The organism is Chitinophagaceae bacterium, assembly GCA_016713085.1.
Taxonomy (GTDB): Bacteria; Bacteroidota; Bacteroidia; order Chitinophagales; family Chitinophagaceae; genus Lacibacter.
Genome location: JADJPV010000001.1, coordinates 661,183 through 680,173 on the forward strand (window position 1 = coordinate 661,183; position 18,991 = coordinate 680,173).

Annotated in this window: 16 protein-coding genes and 4 pseudogenes; 8 read left to right on the top strand and 12 right to left on the bottom strand. The window is 36.3% G+C overall.

Features of this window, described 5'->3' with window-relative positions; genetic code table 11:
* Nucleotides 1-30: 30 nt before the first annotated feature.
* From IPK31_03210 to IPK31_03220, 3 genes and pseudogenes are all read left to right on the top strand, one after another.
* Nucleotides 31-1,833 carry a serine hydrolase gene (locus tag IPK31_03210; GenBank protein ID MBK8087036.1) on the top strand — a complete coding sequence of 601 codons (1,803 nt, stop codon included), beginning with the start codon at nucleotides 31-33 and terminating at the stop codon, nucleotides 1,831-1,833.
* Between the two features lie 147 nt (nucleotides 1,834-1,980).
* Nucleotides 1,981-2,950: pseudogene (locus IPK31_03215) on the top strand (YitT family protein).
* Nucleotides 2,951-3,007: 57 nt separating this feature from the next.
* A pseudogene (locus IPK31_03220) lies at nucleotides 3,008-3,471 on the top strand (GNAT family N-acetyltransferase).
* Nucleotides 3,472-3,624: 153 nt separating this feature from the next.
* Here IPK31_03220 and fabD read toward each other — a convergent pair.
* The 4 genes and pseudogenes from fabD to IPK31_03240 form a co-directional block, all read right to left on the bottom strand.
* Nucleotides 3,625-4,530 (bottom strand): ACP S-malonyltransferase, encoded by a 906-nt coding sequence (fabD, locus tag IPK31_03225; GenBank protein MBK8087037.1) that lies wholly within the window; start codon nucleotides 4,528-4,530, stop codon nucleotides 3,625-3,627.
* A 79-nt stretch (nucleotides 4,531-4,609) separates the two neighbouring features.
* Nucleotides 4,610-5,206, bottom strand: a complete 597-nt coding sequence (folE, locus tag IPK31_03230) for a GTP cyclohydrolase I FolE (GenBank protein MBK8087038.1) — start codon at nucleotides 5,204-5,206, stop codon at nucleotides 4,610-4,612.
* 141 nt (nucleotides 5,207-5,347) lie between these two features.
* A pseudogene (locus tag IPK31_03235) lies at nucleotides 5,348-5,764 on the bottom strand (6-carboxytetrahydropterin synthase).
* A gap of 88 nt (nucleotides 5,765-5,852) precedes the next feature.
* Complete coding sequence (locus IPK31_03240; protein MBK8087039.1) at nucleotides 5,853-6,263, bottom strand: 6-carboxytetrahydropterin synthase; 411 nt, start codon at nucleotides 6,261-6,263, stop codon at nucleotides 5,853-5,855.
* A 122-nt stretch (nucleotides 6,264-6,385) separates the two neighbouring features.
* Here IPK31_03240 and mqnB point away from each other — a divergent pair, with 122 nt between their 5' ends.
* Entirely contained in the window at nucleotides 6,386-7,042 is a 657-nt protein-coding gene (mqnB, locus tag IPK31_03245; protein MBK8087040.1) for a futalosine hydrolase, read from the top strand.
* An 11-nt stretch (nucleotides 7,043-7,053) separates the two neighbouring features.
* Nucleotides 7,054-7,851: a 1,4-dihydroxy-6-naphthoate synthase gene (locus IPK31_03250; protein MBK8087041.1), complete on the top strand. Its 798-nt coding sequence runs from the start codon at nucleotides 7,054-7,056 to the stop codon at nucleotides 7,849-7,851.
* Between the two features lie 5 nt (nucleotides 7,852-7,856).
* Here IPK31_03250 and IPK31_03255 read toward each other — a convergent pair.
* From IPK31_03255 to IPK31_03290, 8 genes and pseudogenes are all read right to left on the bottom strand, one after another.
* A pseudogene (locus tag IPK31_03255) lies at nucleotides 7,857-9,165 on the bottom strand (deoxyribodipyrimidine photo-lyase).
* Nucleotides 9,166-9,195: 30 nt separating this feature from the next.
* The gene (locus tag IPK31_03260) at nucleotides 9,196-10,041 is read right to left on the bottom strand and encodes an aminotransferase class IV (GenBank protein MBK8087042.1); all 846 of its coding nucleotides are present in this window, start codon (nucleotides 10,039-10,041) and stop codon (nucleotides 9,196-9,198) included.
* Between the two features lie 81 nt (nucleotides 10,042-10,122).
* Nucleotides 10,123-10,806 (bottom strand): response regulator transcription factor, encoded by a 684-nt coding sequence (locus IPK31_03265; GenBank protein ID MBK8087043.1) that lies wholly within the window; start codon nucleotides 10,804-10,806, stop codon nucleotides 10,123-10,125.
* Nucleotides 10,807-10,934: 128 nt separating this feature from the next.
* Nucleotides 10,935-11,594 (bottom strand): response regulator transcription factor, encoded by a 660-nt coding sequence (locus IPK31_03270; protein ID MBK8087044.1) that lies wholly within the window; start codon nucleotides 11,592-11,594, stop codon nucleotides 10,935-10,937.
* Nucleotides 11,595-12,164: 570 nt separating this feature from the next.
* A complete protein-coding gene (locus IPK31_03275) occupies nucleotides 12,165-14,375 on the bottom strand; it encodes a hypothetical protein (protein MBK8087045.1) in 2,211 nt (736 codons plus the stop codon).
* A gap of 308 nt (nucleotides 14,376-14,683) precedes the next feature.
* Nucleotides 14,684-15,406 carry a GLPGLI family protein gene (locus IPK31_03280; GenBank protein MBK8087046.1) on the bottom strand — a complete coding sequence of 241 codons (723 nt, stop codon included), beginning with the start codon at nucleotides 15,404-15,406 and terminating at the stop codon, nucleotides 14,684-14,686.
* Nucleotides 15,407-15,500: 94 nt separating this feature from the next.
* Nucleotides 15,501-15,821, bottom strand: coding sequence for a hypothetical protein (locus tag IPK31_03285; GenBank protein MBK8087047.1), 321 nt, complete (start codon nucleotides 15,819-15,821; stop codon nucleotides 15,501-15,503).
* Between the two features lie 113 nt (nucleotides 15,822-15,934).
* A complete protein-coding gene (locus tag IPK31_03290) occupies nucleotides 15,935-16,126 on the bottom strand; it encodes a hypothetical protein (GenBank protein MBK8087048.1) in 192 nt (63 codons plus the stop codon).
* A gap of 505 nt (nucleotides 16,127-16,631) precedes the next feature.
* Here IPK31_03290 and IPK31_03295 point away from each other — a divergent pair.
* The 3 genes from IPK31_03295 (at nucleotide 16,632) to IPK31_03305 (ending at nucleotide 18,669) form a co-directional block, all read left to right on the top strand.
* Nucleotides 16,632-17,237 (top strand): hypothetical protein, encoded by a 606-nt coding sequence (locus tag IPK31_03295; GenBank protein MBK8087049.1) that lies wholly within the window; start codon nucleotides 16,632-16,634, stop codon nucleotides 17,235-17,237.
* A 117-nt stretch (nucleotides 17,238-17,354) separates the two neighbouring features.
* The gene (locus tag IPK31_03300) at nucleotides 17,355-18,014 is read left to right on the top strand and encodes a hypothetical protein (GenBank protein ID MBK8087050.1); all 660 of its coding nucleotides are present in this window, start codon (nucleotides 17,355-17,357) and stop codon (nucleotides 18,012-18,014) included.
* Nucleotides 18,004-18,669 carry a response regulator transcription factor gene (locus IPK31_03305; protein ID MBK8087051.1) on the top strand — a complete coding sequence of 222 codons (666 nt, stop codon included), beginning with the start codon at nucleotides 18,004-18,006 and terminating at the stop codon, nucleotides 18,667-18,669. The genes IPK31_03300 and IPK31_03305 overlap by 11 nt, the downstream gene beginning before the upstream one ends.
* Nucleotides 18,670-18,991 lie beyond the last annotated feature (322 nt).

The following is an 18,991-nucleotide window of genomic DNA, read 5'->3' on the forward strand; positions in this document are numbered from 1 at the left end:
ACCATTTCCCGCTTAATAAATTTTAAACTAATGAAAAAGCTACTTTCATTTATCATTCTCTGCACATTCATGCTAAATGTTGCAACTGCCCAAACCACCGATAAACGTCTTGCAGGCATTGACACATTCATCAACCGTATACTGAGCGAATGGAAAGTTGCCGGTGTAACTGTTGCTGTTGTTGAAAAAAACAAAGTGATCATGACCAAAGGTTATGGTTATAAGGATTATGAAAATAAAACTCCGGTAACAGAAAATACATTGTTTGCAATTGGCAGCTGTACAAAAGCATTTACCTCTTCTTTACTGAGCTTTCCTTTGAAAGATGGCAAACTTGATTTGGATAAACCCGTGAATCAATATTTGCCGGAACTGCGTTTCATCAGTGATGAACTGACAAATACAATTACCACAAGAGATATGATGAGCCACCGCACTGGTCTTCCACGTCATGATCTTGCGTGGTATGGTGCAAAAACAAGCCGTGACAGTCTGCTTTACATCATCCGTTTTTTTGAAACAACCGCTCCGTTGCGCCAGGCATGGCAGTATAATAATTTTATGTTTTTAGCGCAGGGAGTACTGGCACAAAAACTAAGCGGCAAAACATGGGAAGAACTTATCAAAGAAAAATTATTTACCCCGTTGGGTATGACGGCCAGTAATACATCCATCATTGATCTGCAGAAAGCACCTGACTTTTCTTTTGGCTATAATGAGAAAGACGGAAAAATCATGAAGATGAAATTCATGAATATTGATGCATTAGGTCCTGCTGGCTCCATCAACTCTAACGCAAAAGACATGGCCAATTGGGTAATGATGTGGATCAATGCAGGTAAATTCAATGGAAAAGAAATTATTCCTGCATCCTACTACTCTCAGGCTATCAGTTCTCAAATGGTGATCAGTTCCGGTCTTCCATCTAAAGAACAGCCGGATGTATTTTTCAGCAACTATGGAATGGCCTGGTTTCTTGCCAACTACCGTGGACATTACCGTGTAGAGCATGGAGGTAATATTGATGGCTTCAGCAGCAGCACTTCTTTTTTCCCAACTGACAGTATTGGCATTTTTGTTTCTGTTAATCAAAACGGATCACCTGTTCCTTCCATCATCCGCAATACGATTGTTGACAAAATGCTCGGACTGAAATTCAAAGACTGGCACCGCACACAAAAAGTTGCTGTTGATAAAGCAAAAGCAGCTGCCAAAGAAAAACTGAAAGCCGACAGTACGCAGCATAAGTATGGAACAAAACCAACACACTCCATTACAGATTATACAGGGACCTTTACCAATGAAGCATATGGAACTCTGACAATTGAATTGAAAAAAGATTCATTAATCGGGAAGTATAATGCATTAAACTTTAAGATTACTCATTATCATTATGATTACTTCAATTTTATTCCTGTTGCTGATGGTGTGGATGCCAGTGAAGATGATGCAATGAAAGTTTTGTTCAATATCAACATCAAAGGTGAAATCGAATCCTTATCGGTATCTCTTCAGGGCGGGGTAAAAGACATCGTATTCAAAAAGAAAGTTGAAACCATTGATGTAAGCAAAGCTGACCTGGAAAAATATGTTGGCGACTATGAACTCCCCGGCCCGACAGTTGTAAAAGTATACATCAAAGGTGATAAAACATTAATGGTTCTTGTACCGGGCCAGCCTGATTATGAAATGCTGCCTGTTAAAAAAGATGTTTTTAATTTTAAAGTTATCAGTGGCTACAGTGTTCGTTTTGAAAAGAATGATAAGGATGAAATAACAGCATTGTATTTCATTCAGCCAAACGGAACATTTAAAGCAACAAGAAAAAAATAAACAGTCTGACTATGCTGCTTTTAAAAACCGGCCGCATTCATTGCAGCCGGTTTTTTTATGACAGGATGCTAATTCTGTCAGGTATACTTTGGATTACTGCTGCAACTGGTTTATTTTAGCAATAATCGTAAGAAACAAACCACTTGCATGAATACAATTCTCAGAAAAATAATCATCAATAGCACCTTAAAGGATAAGAACAGGGATTCCGGAAAAGAATTCAGCAAATATCAACTGGCAATCGGTCTTCGTGAATTGAAAATAAATTTCCTTCATTTTCTAAAGGATGTTCTGCTTATTACCCTGGGAATTTTTTCTGCTGCGTTTGGCTTCAAAGGTTTCCTGTTAACCAATCATTTTATCGATGGTGGTGCAACCGGCATTTCCCTGCTGATCTCTGCATTAACAAAAATCCCTCCACTTTCTGTTGATTGGAGTAAACATTCCTTTTATTCTGCTGGGTTATAAAGTGGTAAACAGGGCCTTTGCCATTAAAACAGCATTCGCAATTTCCGGTCTTGCATTAGTTGTTGCTACTGTCCATTTCCCCAACATAACCAACGACAATTTACTCGTTGCCATTTTTGGCGGATTTTTTCTTGGTGCAGGAATTGGATTGTCGGTAAGAGGAGGTGCTGTAATCGACGGAACAGAAGTACTGGCTATTTTCTTAAGCCGCAAACTTGGTACAACCATCGGAGACATTATCATTCTAATCAACATCGTTATTTTCTCAACTGCAGCCCATTTTCTTTCCATTGAAATTGCCATGTATTCACTCATCACTTACCTGGCTGCATCTAAAACACTTGACTTCATTATTGAAGGTATTGAAGAATATACCGGTGTTACCATCATCTCCTCACATAATGAAGAAATCAGTCAGATGCTGATCAATACAATCGGCAGAGGCTTTACTGTCTACAGCGGCAAACGTGGATTTGGTAAAAAAGGAGAGGTAACGGATACAGATATTATTTATACTGTTGTAACAAGGCTTGAGCTCAATAAACTAAATACCGAAATTCAGAAAATTGACCCTTATGCATTTGTGGTGATGAGCAGTGTGAAGGATACAAAAGGCGGCATGATTAAGAAGAGACCTTTAAAACATTAATCTGTTTTACCTGCTGGGTTCAATCCTTACATTTGCAGTTCAATTTAATAACCAATCATGTCCATCAATATTCGTCGTGCAGTAAAAGAAGATTGTCCAAGATTACTTGAGTTAGTTAATGAACTGGCTTTGTATGAAAAAGCACCAGAGGAAGTAACTGTTACATTAGATCATTTTATTGAAAGTGGCTTTGGCAGTAATCCTGTATGGTGGGCATTTGTTGCTGAGGAAGATGGATTGGTGCAGGGCTTTGCATTGTATTATATCCGCTACTCTACATGGAAGGGGCAGCGAATGTATTTAGAAGATATTCTTGTAACAGAGCAGGCAAGAGGAAAAGGGCTGGGCAAATTATTGTTCGATCAGCTGATTGAAGAAGCCAAAGAAAAAAATTCACCGGCATCGTTTGGCAGGTGCTGGAATGGAATGAACCTGCGATTAATTTTTATAAAAAGTATAAGGCCAATCTTGATCCGGAATGGATTAACTGCAGTATTAATACCCCTCCAAACCTCCCCTGAAAGGGAGGCTTTTGACTTCCGTATTTTAATCGGCTATTAGCTATATCTCATCAAAACAAAAAATGCAACAGGATAATTCACTGTTGCATTTTTACTTCTATAAATAATTGAAGAGTATCTCAAAGTCCCATTTAGGGGATATAGGGGTGTGTTTTAATTCACCCCATCCACCAGCATTTCTTTATTGATCTTCTGCACCAATCCCTGCAACACTTTACCCGGACCAACTTCAGTAAACTTGCTTGCACCATCGGCAATCATCGCCTGCACACTTTGTGTCCAGCGAACAGCGCCGGTTAACTGATCAATTAAATTTTGTTTGATCTCATCTTTATCCAGCACAGCTTTCGCAACTACATTCTGATAAATGGCACATTGAGCAGTATAGAAACTGGTGCTTTCAATTTTTGCTTTCAACTCTTCACGTGCAGGTTCCATCAACGGACTATGAAATGCTCCTCCAACCGGCAGCACCAATGCTCTTTTTGCACCGGCAGCTTTCATGCGTTCGCAGGCAATATCAATTCCTTTTAAAGAACCGCTGATAACGAGTTGTCCGGGGCAGTTGTAATTAGCCGGTACAACTATTTCGCCTGTTTCATCCTGCACCTGTTTGCAAACCTCTTCTACTTTATCTTCAGCCAAAGCCAATACAGCTGCCATAGTTGAAGGATTTAATTCACATGCTTTCTGCATGGCCTGTGCACGCACACTTACCAGTTGCAAAGCGTCTTCGAAACTTAATACACCATTCGCCACTAATGCACTGAATTCTCCCAGTGAATGACCGGCAACCATGTCGGGTTTTGCTCCTGAGTACATCGAAGGATCAATTGTTCTATAAGCAACCACCGAATGTAAAAACACAGCCGGTTGTGTAACATTTGTCTGTCTTAAATCCTCGTCTGTTCCGGTGAACATGATATCTGATATCCGGAACCCCAATATTTCATTCGCCTGTTCAAACAATCGTTGAGCCGACGCACTTCCTTCATATAAGTTTTTTCCCATTCCGCTGAACTGTGATCCCTGCCCCGGAAATACAAATGCATGTTTCATACTGTAAAATTTATGTGCCAAAAATAAAGAAGTCTGTTACAATAAATGCAACAGACTTCATGAATTAGCTTTTTATCCTTTAATGAAATTTCCCGGAGATCAGCTTCATAAACTCACTTCTCGTCGAGTCTTTCTGAAATTCACCTGAAAAAGCGGAAGTGGTGGTAACAGAATTTTGCTTTTGCACGCCACGCATCATCATACATAAATGCTGCGCTTCAATAACCACTGCAACACCCATCGGGTTAAGGGAATCTTTAATGGCTTCAAGTATTTGTGTAGTCAGTCTTTCCTGCACTTGTAAACGCCTTGCATACACATCCACTACCCTTGCAATTTTACTTAAGCCTGTAATCACTCCATTCGGAATATAGGCAATATGTGCCTTTCCAAAAAAAGGCAGCATATGATGTTCGCACATACTGTACAGCTCAATATCTTTTACAATAATCATCTCACTTACTTCTTCATGAAACCTGGCACTATCAAGAATTGCTTTTGCATCCATCTGGTATCCCTGAGTAAGATACTGCATAGCCTTTGCCATTCGCTCAGGTGTTTTCTGCAAACCTTCACGTTCTGCATCTTCACCTAATAAGCTCAATGCATTCTTGTAATTTTCAATCAGTCCTGAAGTAATATTCTCTTCGTACTGCTCTGTTTTTTTATAAGCCATAAATAATTTGTAGTTTATAGTTTGTTTACCAGCTTCAATTCATTTTTCACCGGCATTGGCGTCGCACTCTTGTACAGTATAAATTCTGCTGATCAATATTGCTGTTCAATTTTCAAATTCACATATTTCCAAATCTCCAAATTAAGCGGGGTATTCCACAAAATTTCTCGGCGTTTCATATAACCTGATCTGTAAATCCTTATCTGCATCAATATGAGGCCGTAGCAAATCATAAATCACAATGGCAATATTCTCTGCAGTTGGATTAAGGTTTTTAAATTCTGCTGTATCCATGTTTAAATTCTTATGATCGAACCGTTCATGTACTTCACGTTTAATTAAATCACTCAATTGTTTCAGATCCATTACATATCCTGTATCTGCATTGGGCACACCGGTTATTTTACCACCAGCTCATAATTGTGCCCATGAAAGTGTGGGATTATTACATTTCCCGAAGACTGCGTCATTCTGTTCAAAGCTCCACGATGGATTATATAAACGATGAGCAGCGTTAAAATGTTCATGCCGGAAAACAGATACTTTCTTTTGCGTCATATATTCTGTAAATAAAATGGCCCGTTTTGCTTTCAACAAAGTCAAATGCGGGTATTTATGTGATATAACAAGGTACGCAGGAAAAGGTTTACTCTCCGTAATATTCTACATAAATGCGGGGAGTTTCGTAGAGCTTCACACAATGTAAAATCACTCCTTCAGGCAAATGAGGAACCAGCTGCTTCCAGATACCAACAGCGAGGTTTTCTGTAGAGCACATTTTATCACGCATAAAATCAACATCCATATTCAGGTTCTTGTGATCGAGCTTTTCAATCACATGAATCTTCATCAGGTTACTCAGCTTTTTTACATCAAATAAAAAGCCAGTGTCTTCATTTACCTTTCCTTTAATGGTGACAAAGAGATCAAAATTGTGTCCATGCCAGTTTTCGTTGGCACAGATTCCGAAAACAGCATCATTCTTTTCCTTACTCCAGGTCGGATTGAAGAGTTTATGAGCCGCATTAAAATGTTCAAGTCTTGTTAAGTAAACCATGCTTCACTTATTAAAATCCCTCACAGCAATTGGGCGGAGGAATTAATGAGGCGCAAAGTTAATAAGATTGAGGCATTTTAGCGGTATTCTGGATTTTGTTTTAATCTTGCTTAAAAATACATATGAACTGCCTTGTAGTATCCGCCACCATTCTTGAAATAAAGCCATTTATTGAACATTGCCGCATCAGTGATAAGCTCAATTATATTGATCTGGAACTTGATTTCCTCATCACAGGAGTCGGCTCAATTAATACAACTTATGCGTTGATGAAACACCTGCAGGTAAAAAAACCAGATGTAATTATTATGGCAGGTATTGCCGGGGCAATGTCAAAAAAATTGAACCTGGGTGATGTAGTTGTAATTAAGGAAGAAGCATTAGCCGATCTGGGTGTGCAGGAAAAGGACGGTTACAAAGATGTGTTTGATCTGAAGTTACTTGCCTCAAATAAATTCCCTTTCACTAAAAAGAAATTGGTTAACTCTTTTTCAACATTGATGGAGCGTACTTTATTACCAACAGTAAATTCCATCACTGTTAACCAGATCACCAGTTCAAAGAAAACTGCCGAACTTTACAGTAAGAAATACAAAGCTGCCATTGAAAATATGGAAGGAGCTGCTTTGCATTTGGTTTGTATAAAAGAAAATATTCCGTTTGTACAGATAAGAAGTATTTCTAATTATGTGGGTGAACGGAATAAAAAGAAATGGGAACTGAAAGAAGCAGTTGAGAATCTGAACAAAAATCTCATCAGGCTGATTGAAAGTTTATAAAATAGTTTGAAATGAAATTGACTCTTGGCTTTTCACCATGTCCTAACGATACATTCATTTTTGATGCCCTGGTGAATCATAAAATAGATACAAAAGGTTTTGAATTTGATGTACAGCTGGAAGAGGTGCAAACCCTGAATGAATGGGCTTTACAGGGCAAATTCGATATTTCAAAAATCAGCTATGGAGTTTATCCGTTGATTACAGATCATTATCATTTATTGAAAAGCGGCGGTGCATTAGGCAAAGGAGTCGGGCCATTGCTGATTGCAAAAACAAAAGATGAAAACTGGAAATCAAACATTGAAAATTATTCCATCGCCGTTCCGGGTAAAAACACAACTGCTCATTTTTTATTTACACAGGCATTTCCGACTGCGAAGAATAAAAAGTTTTTAGTATTTCATGAAATTGAAGAAGCCGTCTTGAGTGGAAAAGTTGATGCAGGTGTTATCATTCATGAAAACCGTTTTACCTATCAGCAAAAAGGATTGGTAAAGCTGATTGATCTTGGTGAATACTGGGAACAAACAACAGGCTATCCAATTCCATTGGGAGGTATTGTTACTCATCAACGGATCGATGCATCAACTCAAGATAAGATTGAACAGCTCATTCGTAAAAGCCTGGAGTATGCATTTGAACATTATCCCACTGTAACTGATTATGTAAAACAGTATTCACAGGAAATGAGTGAAGATGTGATGCGTCAGCATATTGATCTGTATGTAAACAATTATTCACTTGATCTCGGCGAAGATGGGATGAAAGCTGTTGAACAGATAATGAAGATTGCAGCTCTTCATTAAGTGATTTACTTTTTTAATGCTTTGCTGTACACTTCGAGGCAACGTTTTCTTGCCACATCATGCACAACGATTGGTTGTACATAATTAAATCCTTCAAATTCCGGCACCCATTTGCGGATATACTTTAATTCCGGGTCAAACTTCTGCGTTTGCAAATAAGGATTAAAAATGCGGAAATAAGGAGCAGCATCACAACCGCTTCCGGCAGCCCATTGCCAGCCACCATTATTGGCTGCCAGATCAAAGTCTAATAATTTCTGAGCAAAATAGGCTTCACCCCAGCGCCAGTCAATCAGTAAATGTTTGGTGAGAAAAGAAGCAACAATCATGCGTACACGGTTGTGCATAAATCCTGTTTCATTTAATTCACGCATACCTGCATCAACAATAGGATAACCCGTTTGTCCATCGCACCATTTCTGAAACTCGGCTTCATTGTTTCTCCACTCAATTAAATCATACTCTTTTTTGAATGATTGATTTTTTCCAACCTGCGGGAAATGCCAGAGAATCATATGATAAAAATCACGCCAGATCAATTCATTCAAAAAGTTTCATTTAGGTCTTTACAAGCCTTGCAAGTTCACGAATACTGATGGTTCCAAAACGAAGGTGAACGCTCAGCCTGCTTGTTCCGTTGATTGAGGGAATATCTCTTTGCTCTTTATATTTTGTTATAATCTCATCTTTAATTTCAGATGACGGAAAAGGCAATCCTGTGCTTACAAAACACATTTTCTCCAATGAAGGAATGGATTGAGGTGCTTGCTGATAAAATTGATTGAAATGTTTTTCCGTTGGATAACTCTTTAAATAAAAATCATTCAGCTTCGCTTTCCATTTTTTACTGTAAGGAGTAAATACTGTATAAGGTTTACCATCGTCTTTCAACACTTCATTTTTTTCAAAGATCACCTGGTCTTTATATGTATGAAATGAAATGCCTGCATCATTCAATTGTTGCTGAATGGCTGCATCTCTTTCCTGTGCATAAGGTTCATAATCATGATTTGTGAATACCTTACTTATTTGATACTTCTCAGAAAGCTGTTGAAAAACCTCAGAAGGAAATCCATAATATACTTCCATGCTGCTGCCCATTTCCGTAAGTTGTTTCTGTATTTCATTAACAGAATGATGAATAAACTCAACTCTCCTGTCGACTTTATCTTCCAGCTTATCTAGGATGTTTTTATCGAAAATAAAAACAGGAACAACCGGCAACCCTTCTTTCAATGCATAATACAATGCAGCATTATCATGCAATCTTAAATCTCTGCGAAACCAGCAAATGTTGACCTTTTGTTTGGGCATGGTTGTACAACAAAAAGACGGTAAAAAGGTTTACTTAAAAAGAGGAGAAATATGCTGTTGAAAGATTCTGGCAGTTTGTTGACAGGTATACGTCTTATTGCCAAATGATTTCACCCATCTGACCCCATACATTGCATTGCTGAGAAAAACTTCATCCGCATGTAAGATGTCTGTTACTGTATAATCTCCTTCTTCAGTTTTAATTCCTGACTTCTGTAATTCCTGAAGCAAATAACTCCGCATTACACCTGCAACACAGCCTTCTTTTAAATGAGGCGTATGCACAATCTCGTCTTTTGTAAAAAACACATTGGCAATGGTTGCATCACAGATCCGTTTGTGTTGATTCAGGATCAATGCTTCATTCCATTTTTGTTGCTTTGCATGCTGCGCTGCCATTGCATACAGTAAATAGTTATTGCTTTTCAGATTAGAAAAGGCATCACATGATTTCCACCCGTCATCAAACAAACCAATATCCAGCCCATTCTCATTCATTGAAAATTCCTTCTTTTCTAAAGGCCAGCATTGAACAAGGTAGTTGAATGGAGTTGTTGGGCTTTCCCACAAACCACCCTCACCTTTAAATACTTTAATACGAACCCTGGCGGCATCTCTGCATTTATTCTTTGCTGACAGCGAAAGCACTTCCTTTTTCAGCATCTCTTTTGTGAAATGCACAGGCACTGTAAAATAAAGTTGAGGAAGGGAGTGAATCAAACGGCTCCAATGTTCATTCCACAAAGGCAGATCATTATTGTGCAAACGTATGGTTTCAAACAAACCTTCTCCATACCTGAAAGCCCGGCTATCAGGATGAATTACGTTCTCCTCACCGCTGAAAACTTTGCCATTAAGATTAAAACTCAGTTCCATTCAAACAAATTAGAATCGAATATAAACAAAGAGGCGACACTTTTCAGTATCGCCTCTGCAGTTGGTTTCGGGTTACAGCGGTTATCCTTCGATTATATGATTTTTTACAGCATAGAGAATTAATCCTGCAGTTGAACGTGCACCGATCTTTGATTTGAGTTTATCACGGATGGCTTCAACAGTACGGGGACTGAGATCAACTAAATCTGCAATTTCTTTTGTACTCTTTTCTTCACACATCAACCGGAGAATGGTTGTCTCCTTTTCATTCAGCTTCACATCATGACCCATTACAGAATCACCCTGACGTTTCATTTTCAAGCCGTCAATTAAAGCTTTATTGGTAAGTGTGTTGAAGAAATATTCCTGTTCGTAACAAGTCTTAATTGCTTCGTAAATCACTTCACTGTCTGAGTTTTTGGTGAGGTAGGAATTTGCTCCCAGCTCCATCAGCTTAGTGATCATGGTATGCTCATCATGCATCGTAAGCATGATAATTTTGATATCCGGGTAAAGCCGCTTTACTTCAGGCAGAGTGGCAATTCCGTCCATGATGGGCATTTGCACATCAAGTAAAATTACATCAGGCTGAATGGACTTAAGCATGTTTAAGAGGTGCATTCCATTATCTGCCTCAAAAATTACCTGAATATCTTTTTTCATACCCATTGCATTCTTAACCCCTGCACGGTAAAGTACATGGTCGTCAGTAATGGCAACTTTGATGATATCTGTGGATTGTTCGTTTGGTTTCACGGTTTTCATTTCGTACATAGGGTATTATTTTCGGACGTATTAATAAGTATTACAGTTTGCAAATTGACGATTATTCCGCTGTTTTTTATCAGTACTACTACCTGACTTTAAACCTGTGGTTTTTACGTAGTGGTATTTCACTCAATCAGCCGATTCCTCATTCCATACACAATCAGCCCCGCAATTGTCTTTGACCCCACCTTGTTTTTCATGTTTTGCCTGATTGTTTCAATGGTACGTGGGCTCAGAAAAACTTCTTTTGATATTTCCTCTGTTGTTTTGTCTTCAGACAGCAATTTCAATATCTGGAGCTCTTTTTCAGAAAATTTGGTGGTATTGGGATAGTGCTGTTTTACCGTTCTTTTGTAGTTCAGTTTCAACAATACAGCCTGGTTCACCAGTTCGTTGAAATAGAAATCTTCATTCATGCAGGTGAGGATGGCCTCATAAATTTCGTTGGGATCGGTTGTTTTGGTGAGATAGGCATTGGCTCCCATTTCCATCATTTTGCTCACCATTTGCTGATCATCGTACATACTCAGCACAACAATCTTTACTTCTTCGTATTCTTTACGGATCAGTTGCAGGGCATTGATGCCATCCAGTTCGGGCATCCGAATGTCCATCAGTAAAATATCGGGCTTTTTAATAGCAAGTTTATGCATCAAATCCTTACCATCTTCAGCTTCCCATATTAATTTGAGATGAGGTCTTCCGCCGAGGGCCATTTTAATACCGTCACGGAAAATTTTGTGATCGTCTGCAATTGCGAACTTAATTTGAGAATCAACAGACATGGGATATTGTGGTTTTAGGTTATCCGCAAGATACAGTACCCAAATGGATTAACAAAAGGAAATTGGGGGAATTTTGCGAGGCTATTTACGTAAAGCAATATAGGGATTCAGCAGCTTCAATACTGGGGCCAATAAGCATCCTGTTTCTCAGGCAAATGGCTATTCCTCGTGTCCAACCGTTACTATTTAAAAGAAACAAGCATACAGCCGGCATGTTACGAAACCAAATCAGCCCAATACCTGCTGTATAAATTGCTGGTCAGTAACAAATTTTGGTGGTCACCCTGCGATGTAATAACCCCGTTTTCTAGTATATAGATTCTGTCGCAAAAAGATTTTAATACATGTAATCTGTGGGTAATAAAAATGACAGCTATATCTTTCTTGATTTTTTTTAAGATCGACTGAGAAAATTAAAACTGAAAAGACAAGTAAATTAAAACATTTCGTGGCAGTGTATTTGATCTAAAAAAACTTCGTGAAAAATCTGAAACCCGGTACTGCAAAAAATTTAAAGTATTTGTTAAGTTATTTGCAATGAATTTAATTTCAATATTTTTTTTGCTGGGTTTAAAAAGAAAGGTTGAAATTTAAGAACAAAGTCCCCTTATTTGAGTTAATATCTGGCAAATAATAATCACTAACTATAAACATTTTTATCTTTTTATTTGGCATAAAAATATATTTGGCATTGTTTATATAACTGCTCAGTGAAATCACATTCTCAAATGTGCTTTTGCTATTATTAACTGTAAATGAATTTTCAGTTTCAAAATTGAATTTACCTTTAAAAATTGTTTTGAAGAAAATTACTGCCGTGGTTGTATTACTAGTGTTTCTACGTACTAAACCAGGCGATAGAAAATTGTTGTAATAATTAGTAGTATTATTTAATGAAAATTTTAAAGACGATTTAATTTTAGGAATATATTTGTTAATGTACAAATAAATATCCAATATTTTATTATCTACGTTTTCCATTGAAAAGGTAGTGTACAGCAAAGTGTCAGTTATATTGTAAATAGGCAGATAGTCACGACCATTTGTTTGAAAAGTTGCACTTATGCCGTTGTCAAACTGATTATACAAGTCAGATCTGAAATAATTTAAGGTTATTGTATTCGTGTTTCTTAAAGAAAGATCAATTTTATTATTGGTTGCATTTCTAAAATTTTGGATGATAATTTCTGGAAATAAATATTGATCAGTTGTATTTGTACAACTATAGCTATAATTTAAGGATAAGCTAGAAATATTTGTAAGCAAATATTTTAATCTTATTGTTGGCTCAAAGAACAGGTTATTTTTCGAAAGTTCTTTCCCATTGGATTTATTGACCCACTGTTGTTGTAAAAAAGCCAGATTATAGAGAGTTGTTAATTTCAATTTACCAAAATCAAAATTAATTTTTGCACCTTGTGAAAATGATGGTTTCAAATATTTTATATTGTTCACACTTGAAGTAACATTTACATTATTTTCATTATTACTAATATTTGATTCGTATTTGTTTTTATCATAGCTTGCTTTAAAATATATATTATACTTCGTTTTTTTTATAGATCCAAAAAGAGTTGCAGTTAAATGAGTATAGTTTCTTTCAAAATTGCTTATTTGTTTGTCTTTCGTAAAAAGGGTTCTTTTCAAAACAGAGGGATAAACAGTATAAATTTGATCGATCCAGTTTTGTGTTGTTCTCAGTTCAATTTGCAAAGCTTGAGTTTTATTTATACGCTGTGTAAAAGTAGCTAACAGTTTATTGAACCTTTCATTGGAATTGAGATTGGTTTGATAAAGTGGAATAAAATTAGAATTACTTGCCCTGTATGATTTTATTTCTTCTCTTGTATTTGAAAAAGATACCTCCACTAAGGCTTTTGATGAAATTGAATATCTAAAATTTACATCACCTTTTAAAGACTGCGGTTTCTTTTGCCCCGTTGTTCTATCGTTGGTTTTTATAGTGTTGTTTGATACGAAGTATTGATTGTCAAAGTTCTGCTGATTTGAAATTTTATCATTTACGTAATATATATTTCCTTTCAAAGTTATTTTTGGTGCTATTTTAAATAAGGAGTTATAGTTTACAAAAAACTGAGAGTTCATATTGCTATAGTTTTTATCATATTCAACTGGAGAAGATGGCTCATAAATAAATTTTTGTGCGGCATACTTTCTATCTTTTACCTCTTCAATACTAAAATTGTTTCCGTAATAATCAACAGGTGCTTTATTATGCCCGATATTATTATAAGATGCAGTTGAGAAAAACTTTTGTATTTTACCGAGTCCCAGAATGTTAGAATTAATATCAGATGCTAAATCTGCCTTATTACCCTGCATTCCCAACCCTATTTCACTGTTACCGGAAATCTTCAGTTTCGTTTTAGCAACTTTAATATTTAAAGCAACGTTTTCTTCTTTTTCAAGCCCTTTTAGTACATAATTTTCTGAATAATTCTCTATGGCCTGTACTTCTGTTACAATATTTGCATTAATATTCTTTGACCCTAATGTGTAGTTAGCTCCAAACAAATTATCTCCTTCTAACAGAATCGTTTCAATAGGCTTCCCTTTAAATTTTATTTCTCCGCTTTTTTTATTTACTTCAATTCCAGGTAGTTTTTCTAAAATGTCAGCTAATTTTTGCTCCGTTCCATCAGAAAATGCTTTTACCTTATAGATGGTGGTATCGTTTTTAACCTGTATTGGTCTGGATTTTGCAGTTACAATTATTGGTTGTAAGTTTTTTACATTCCTTTTTGAAAGAATACATCGCAAAGTATCTTTTAAAAAATCAGTAAGTTTTACAACTCTATAGTATTCCTCATAACCGGGTGCCGTAATTTCAATTTTTATAGTGTTGCAGCCAACACTTCCCGGAATAATGAAATAACTATTGCGGATTATGTGATAACTACTTAACTTATCATCATTTTTATTACAATAAATTTTTATGTAAGCTATTTCTATACTACTTTTTAATGAATCAGTTAATTTAAGATTTACTTTTTTGTGCTTGTGAAGTAATGGCTTTAGTAAAAAGTAATATTAAGAATAGGTATTTATAATTCACTTTTATTGTTCTTTTAGCAATTCAATTGAGTTATCCTTAAAAGAATAAGTGACGTCCTCATCTTTTTCTTCTGATTGTACTTTTCGTTGCTGATCAGATAGTTTTTTAGAAAGAGCTTCTTATGTTCGATAAATGTTAAAAACTTGATTTTATCATTACTATACGGGTTATTTATAATTTCAGGCTTTAAATTAACAGAGACTTTATAGGCTTCGTATTTATACATCCCATCTTTAGTTGCTGCTTCTAAAATAGTTCCTGGTAATCCGGTTAACTTCCATGGGCCGCTATAGAATGGTAGGCTTTCACAGTAATAAGCTTTGTATTCACGCCCCCTGAACTCACATGTAGCTAATTTGCAGTTATAGCCAAGTATTGTCTTTTGGATTGTATCATATATAATCCATTGAAATTTATCAGTAATGCTATCATCTATAATGTAAAAATCTTTGTTAAAGATAGGCTCGTATTGGTATAGTTTATTGGTTACTTTATTTATATATAAGCCCAAGCTTTTGGTTTTATTTAAAAATATAATGTCAGATCCTAATACTGCCGTATCCTTACTTAAAAACACGCTTGCCTTTCCGTTGTCTTTTAATTTTTTAAAAAAGGTCAAGGAGCCACCCTCTGGTTTGTTTAAAGTAAAGCTATATTCTACTTCTAAATAGCTTACCTGGGCATCGAGAGTGTTGATGGCTACTACAAAATGGCATAGTAAAATTAGTTGATTCATTACGATTATTATTTAGAAACTAAAGCATAGATTCCAAAAGTTTGGAATCTATGCTGATTAAAGTTATGTGTTAATTTAAAAGTATCGATAACCGTCAAAAAACAGCGTATACTGCAGCTATTCGGGCTCTTTCACATGCTCTAGCACCAGCAGTTTCACAACTCGTAAATATCCATCCGGCACATGCTGTTTGAGAAACAGTTTGTTGTCCGTCCATACTGGTAGCAGTGAAAGTACAACAAACATTACAAATAAGTTTTTGCTGCCGAAAAATGGAGTCCGCTTTAATCAATTTTCCCATAATAGAAAAATCTTTGAGTGAAAATTTCCGTTCATCTTCTTTTTTTAATTCATCACTTGCTAAAACGTTAAGTGAACAGTATAGTGCAAGTAAAATAAATACGACCTTTTTCATTTTTTTACATTTTAAGTTGAAGTAATAAATAAGCATAATATTTTATTGCTGAGCAGCATGTAAAGCTGCTTCAGCTTTTTCACAAGCCCGATCCATTGCATTGTCGCTGTTACTTAAAACCAGCCAGAACAAGCTGTAACGCTAATTGTTGCCCCATTTTCTCCCCACGAACCTGTTGCTGTACAGCACTCCCTTCCAAGATTTAATTTTGAAATCTTCAGTTTTGATTTGTTTGGAGTTTTTGCTGCAAAAGATACTGATGCTGTAAAGGCAATTAATGCTAATAACAATGAAATCTTTTTCATTTCTTTTAACTTTAAGTTTTAAACCATTTACTCGTCTTGCGTGTGTTGCGCAGCACACAGGGCATACAGTGTTTTTCCCTCATGGCTGCAAAGCCAATCCTTGTTGCTTAAGTTTGCCAGTGGTTAGCTGCCGGGCATAAGCATTCCCATACGGTTACCAGCCGCAATATGTTCAAAAAGATGTTTCTCATAGATGATAAGAGCTTACTAAACCCTATATTTCAGTTTTTCATTAATTAAGCCTAATTTAAAAAAGGTGTTTTTCCCTAACTAAGCAAAAAGAAACTCAACAAACGAAGCCGGTTATGTAAACGTGTTACTGCCCATTTTCATTTGTTCTTTCAAAACTAATAGCTGCACAAAACAATACAATGGGAAAAACCTCAGCATTTAAACGTTTTTTTCCCGCTGTAAAAAGGAAAAAGATCAGTTACTTGTGGAAAATTAAGAACCATAGGTTTCATGAAATCACAATTACCTTACAGAAAAAATTACAGGGGATTATATGGGACTAATCATTGATTTTTTTTGTATTACTGTTTTAATAACAGGCCTCTTAAGGATAAAAGACACCTACAGACTTTGGCCTATGTTAGTTTTTTTAACAGCATCTGAAATAACGAATATTGCTTTGTATATTCCTCTCCCGCCAAATACTTCCAGACACATTTATATGAGTTTTATCATTGTTGAAGCAGGATGTTTTGTGATTTTTTTTAAGGACATTTTAAAATTGAAGCAATTTTTATTTATAGTTGCTTGTGCTTTATTATTATTGTTTGTTTTTATCAATATCAGAAGCCGTGATATTGCTTTTACCACTTTCGTTAGAGTATCACCTCCTATTCTTATCGTTTTTGGATGTACATTTTACTTTTTTAATTTATTGCGAGAGACTTATTCTGGTAGTCCGGCAAAGTCTCCTCATTTTTGGATTGTAGCAGGTGCAAGCTTGCACTTCTTGTTAAGTTTCCCATCATCATTTTTTAATCAAATATTGATAGACCGATATTTACTATTAGAAACTATAAGTAGTATTACAACTGAGTTTTCATATTTGATCCTGTACTTATGCATTTTTAAAGCTTTTTTATGCAAGACCAGCAATTAAGAATAACCATTTTCTATATTTTTACATTAGTGTTTCTTATACTGATGGTGTCAGTTGTGGCATTATTGCTGTATGCTTACAGAAAAAAAACAGGCATTGCACTTTGAAAAAGAAAACATGCTCAAAGCTGAACATGAAACACAGCTTATCGCCAGCCGTATGGAAATTCATGAGTCAACCTTAACCGAAATATCCCGTGAAATTCACGACAATATCAATCTCTCACTTACCCTTGCCAAACTACAGCTCACTACAATTGCATGGAATGATACTGAACAAGGTAAATTCATAGTTGGTTCCTGTGCCGACCTTATCGGGAAAACTATCGATGAACTGAGTAATCTTTCAAGAAGTCTTAATGCAGATATGATTGCATCGCAGGGCCTGCTCAATGCCCTCGAAGCAGAAATCGAAAGAATTAACCGTTCGGCAAAAATCAATATAGTCATGCATGTTTTTGGGGAAACTAAATTTCTTGAATCGCAAAAGGAACTGATCCTTTTCCGCATCATACAGGAAGCCCTTCAAAATATTATCAAGCATGCCTGTGCAGGTGTTGTTCAGTTTCACCTTTACTTTCAGGAGAAAGAGCTGCTGATCAGTATTGCTGATGATGGTATTGGCTATAACGTACAGCAGCCAAAACATCATGGAGCTGGTATAACCAATATGCAGGCAAGGGTGGCAGCCTTAAATGGCAGTTTCGGTATAGAAGGCATGCAGAATAAGGGAACAACTATTACTATTAAAATTCCGTATACAAGTAATGACAGATGAACAACAGAAAATAAAAGTACTTATAGCAGACGACCATATACTGCTTCGTAATGCACTTGCCGGCTTAATTGATCAATTTCAGACATGTGCTGTGATTTTTCAGGCCTGTAACGGATTGGAAGTAATGCGATGTCTTAAAAGCGGTAATATCCCTGATATCATCCTGCTTGATTTAAATATGCCCGAAATGGATGGGTTTGAAACAGCAGAGCAATTGCAGCTTCAATTCCCTGCTGTAAAAGTGATGGCCGTAACTATGTATGATTCTGAGCTTTCTCTGATCCGTTTATTGCAGTTTGGGGTTAAGGGATTTTTGCGAAAAGATATTCAGCCGACAGAACTGAAAACTGCCATTGAAACATTGTACAGGGATGGGTATTATCATTCCAATTATCTTGGTAGCAAACTTTCCGGGTTGTTTATAAAGGGAAAGGACAATAAACGCAAAATTGACGAAGCCCTTTTACAGGAACACGAATTGCTTTTTCTTCGGTATACCTCAACAGATAAAACCTATAAGGAGATTGCCCTGGAAATGGACCTAAGTCCCCGTGCTATTGATAGTTTAAGAGACCAGCTTTTTGTAAAATTAGATGTTAAAAGCAGGGTGGGACTGGCAATCTATGCTGTCAAAAATGGAATTGTAAGATTTTAACCCGTTATGTTTTTACGGTTTTTCTGATAAAACCCAGACTCCGGATTGAGGGGAGATGACCTTTTTTTGAAAATCAGTTTCATTTTCTACAGGAAACGGCTTGTTTGCTTTGGAGTTTTTCAATACTTTTATTCTGCAATGTTTTACTGGTTTGTATTTCATTTTTAAAAATACTATGCTTCCGGGTTTCTTCAGATTATCCTACTTCCAAGCCATTGAGGAAATTTACTAAGTGTTTTCACTTATTAACATTTTCTGCACAAGGGGCTTCTACTTGGTCATTTTACTTTCAAATTCTCGTGAAACTTCTTATTACTACTTA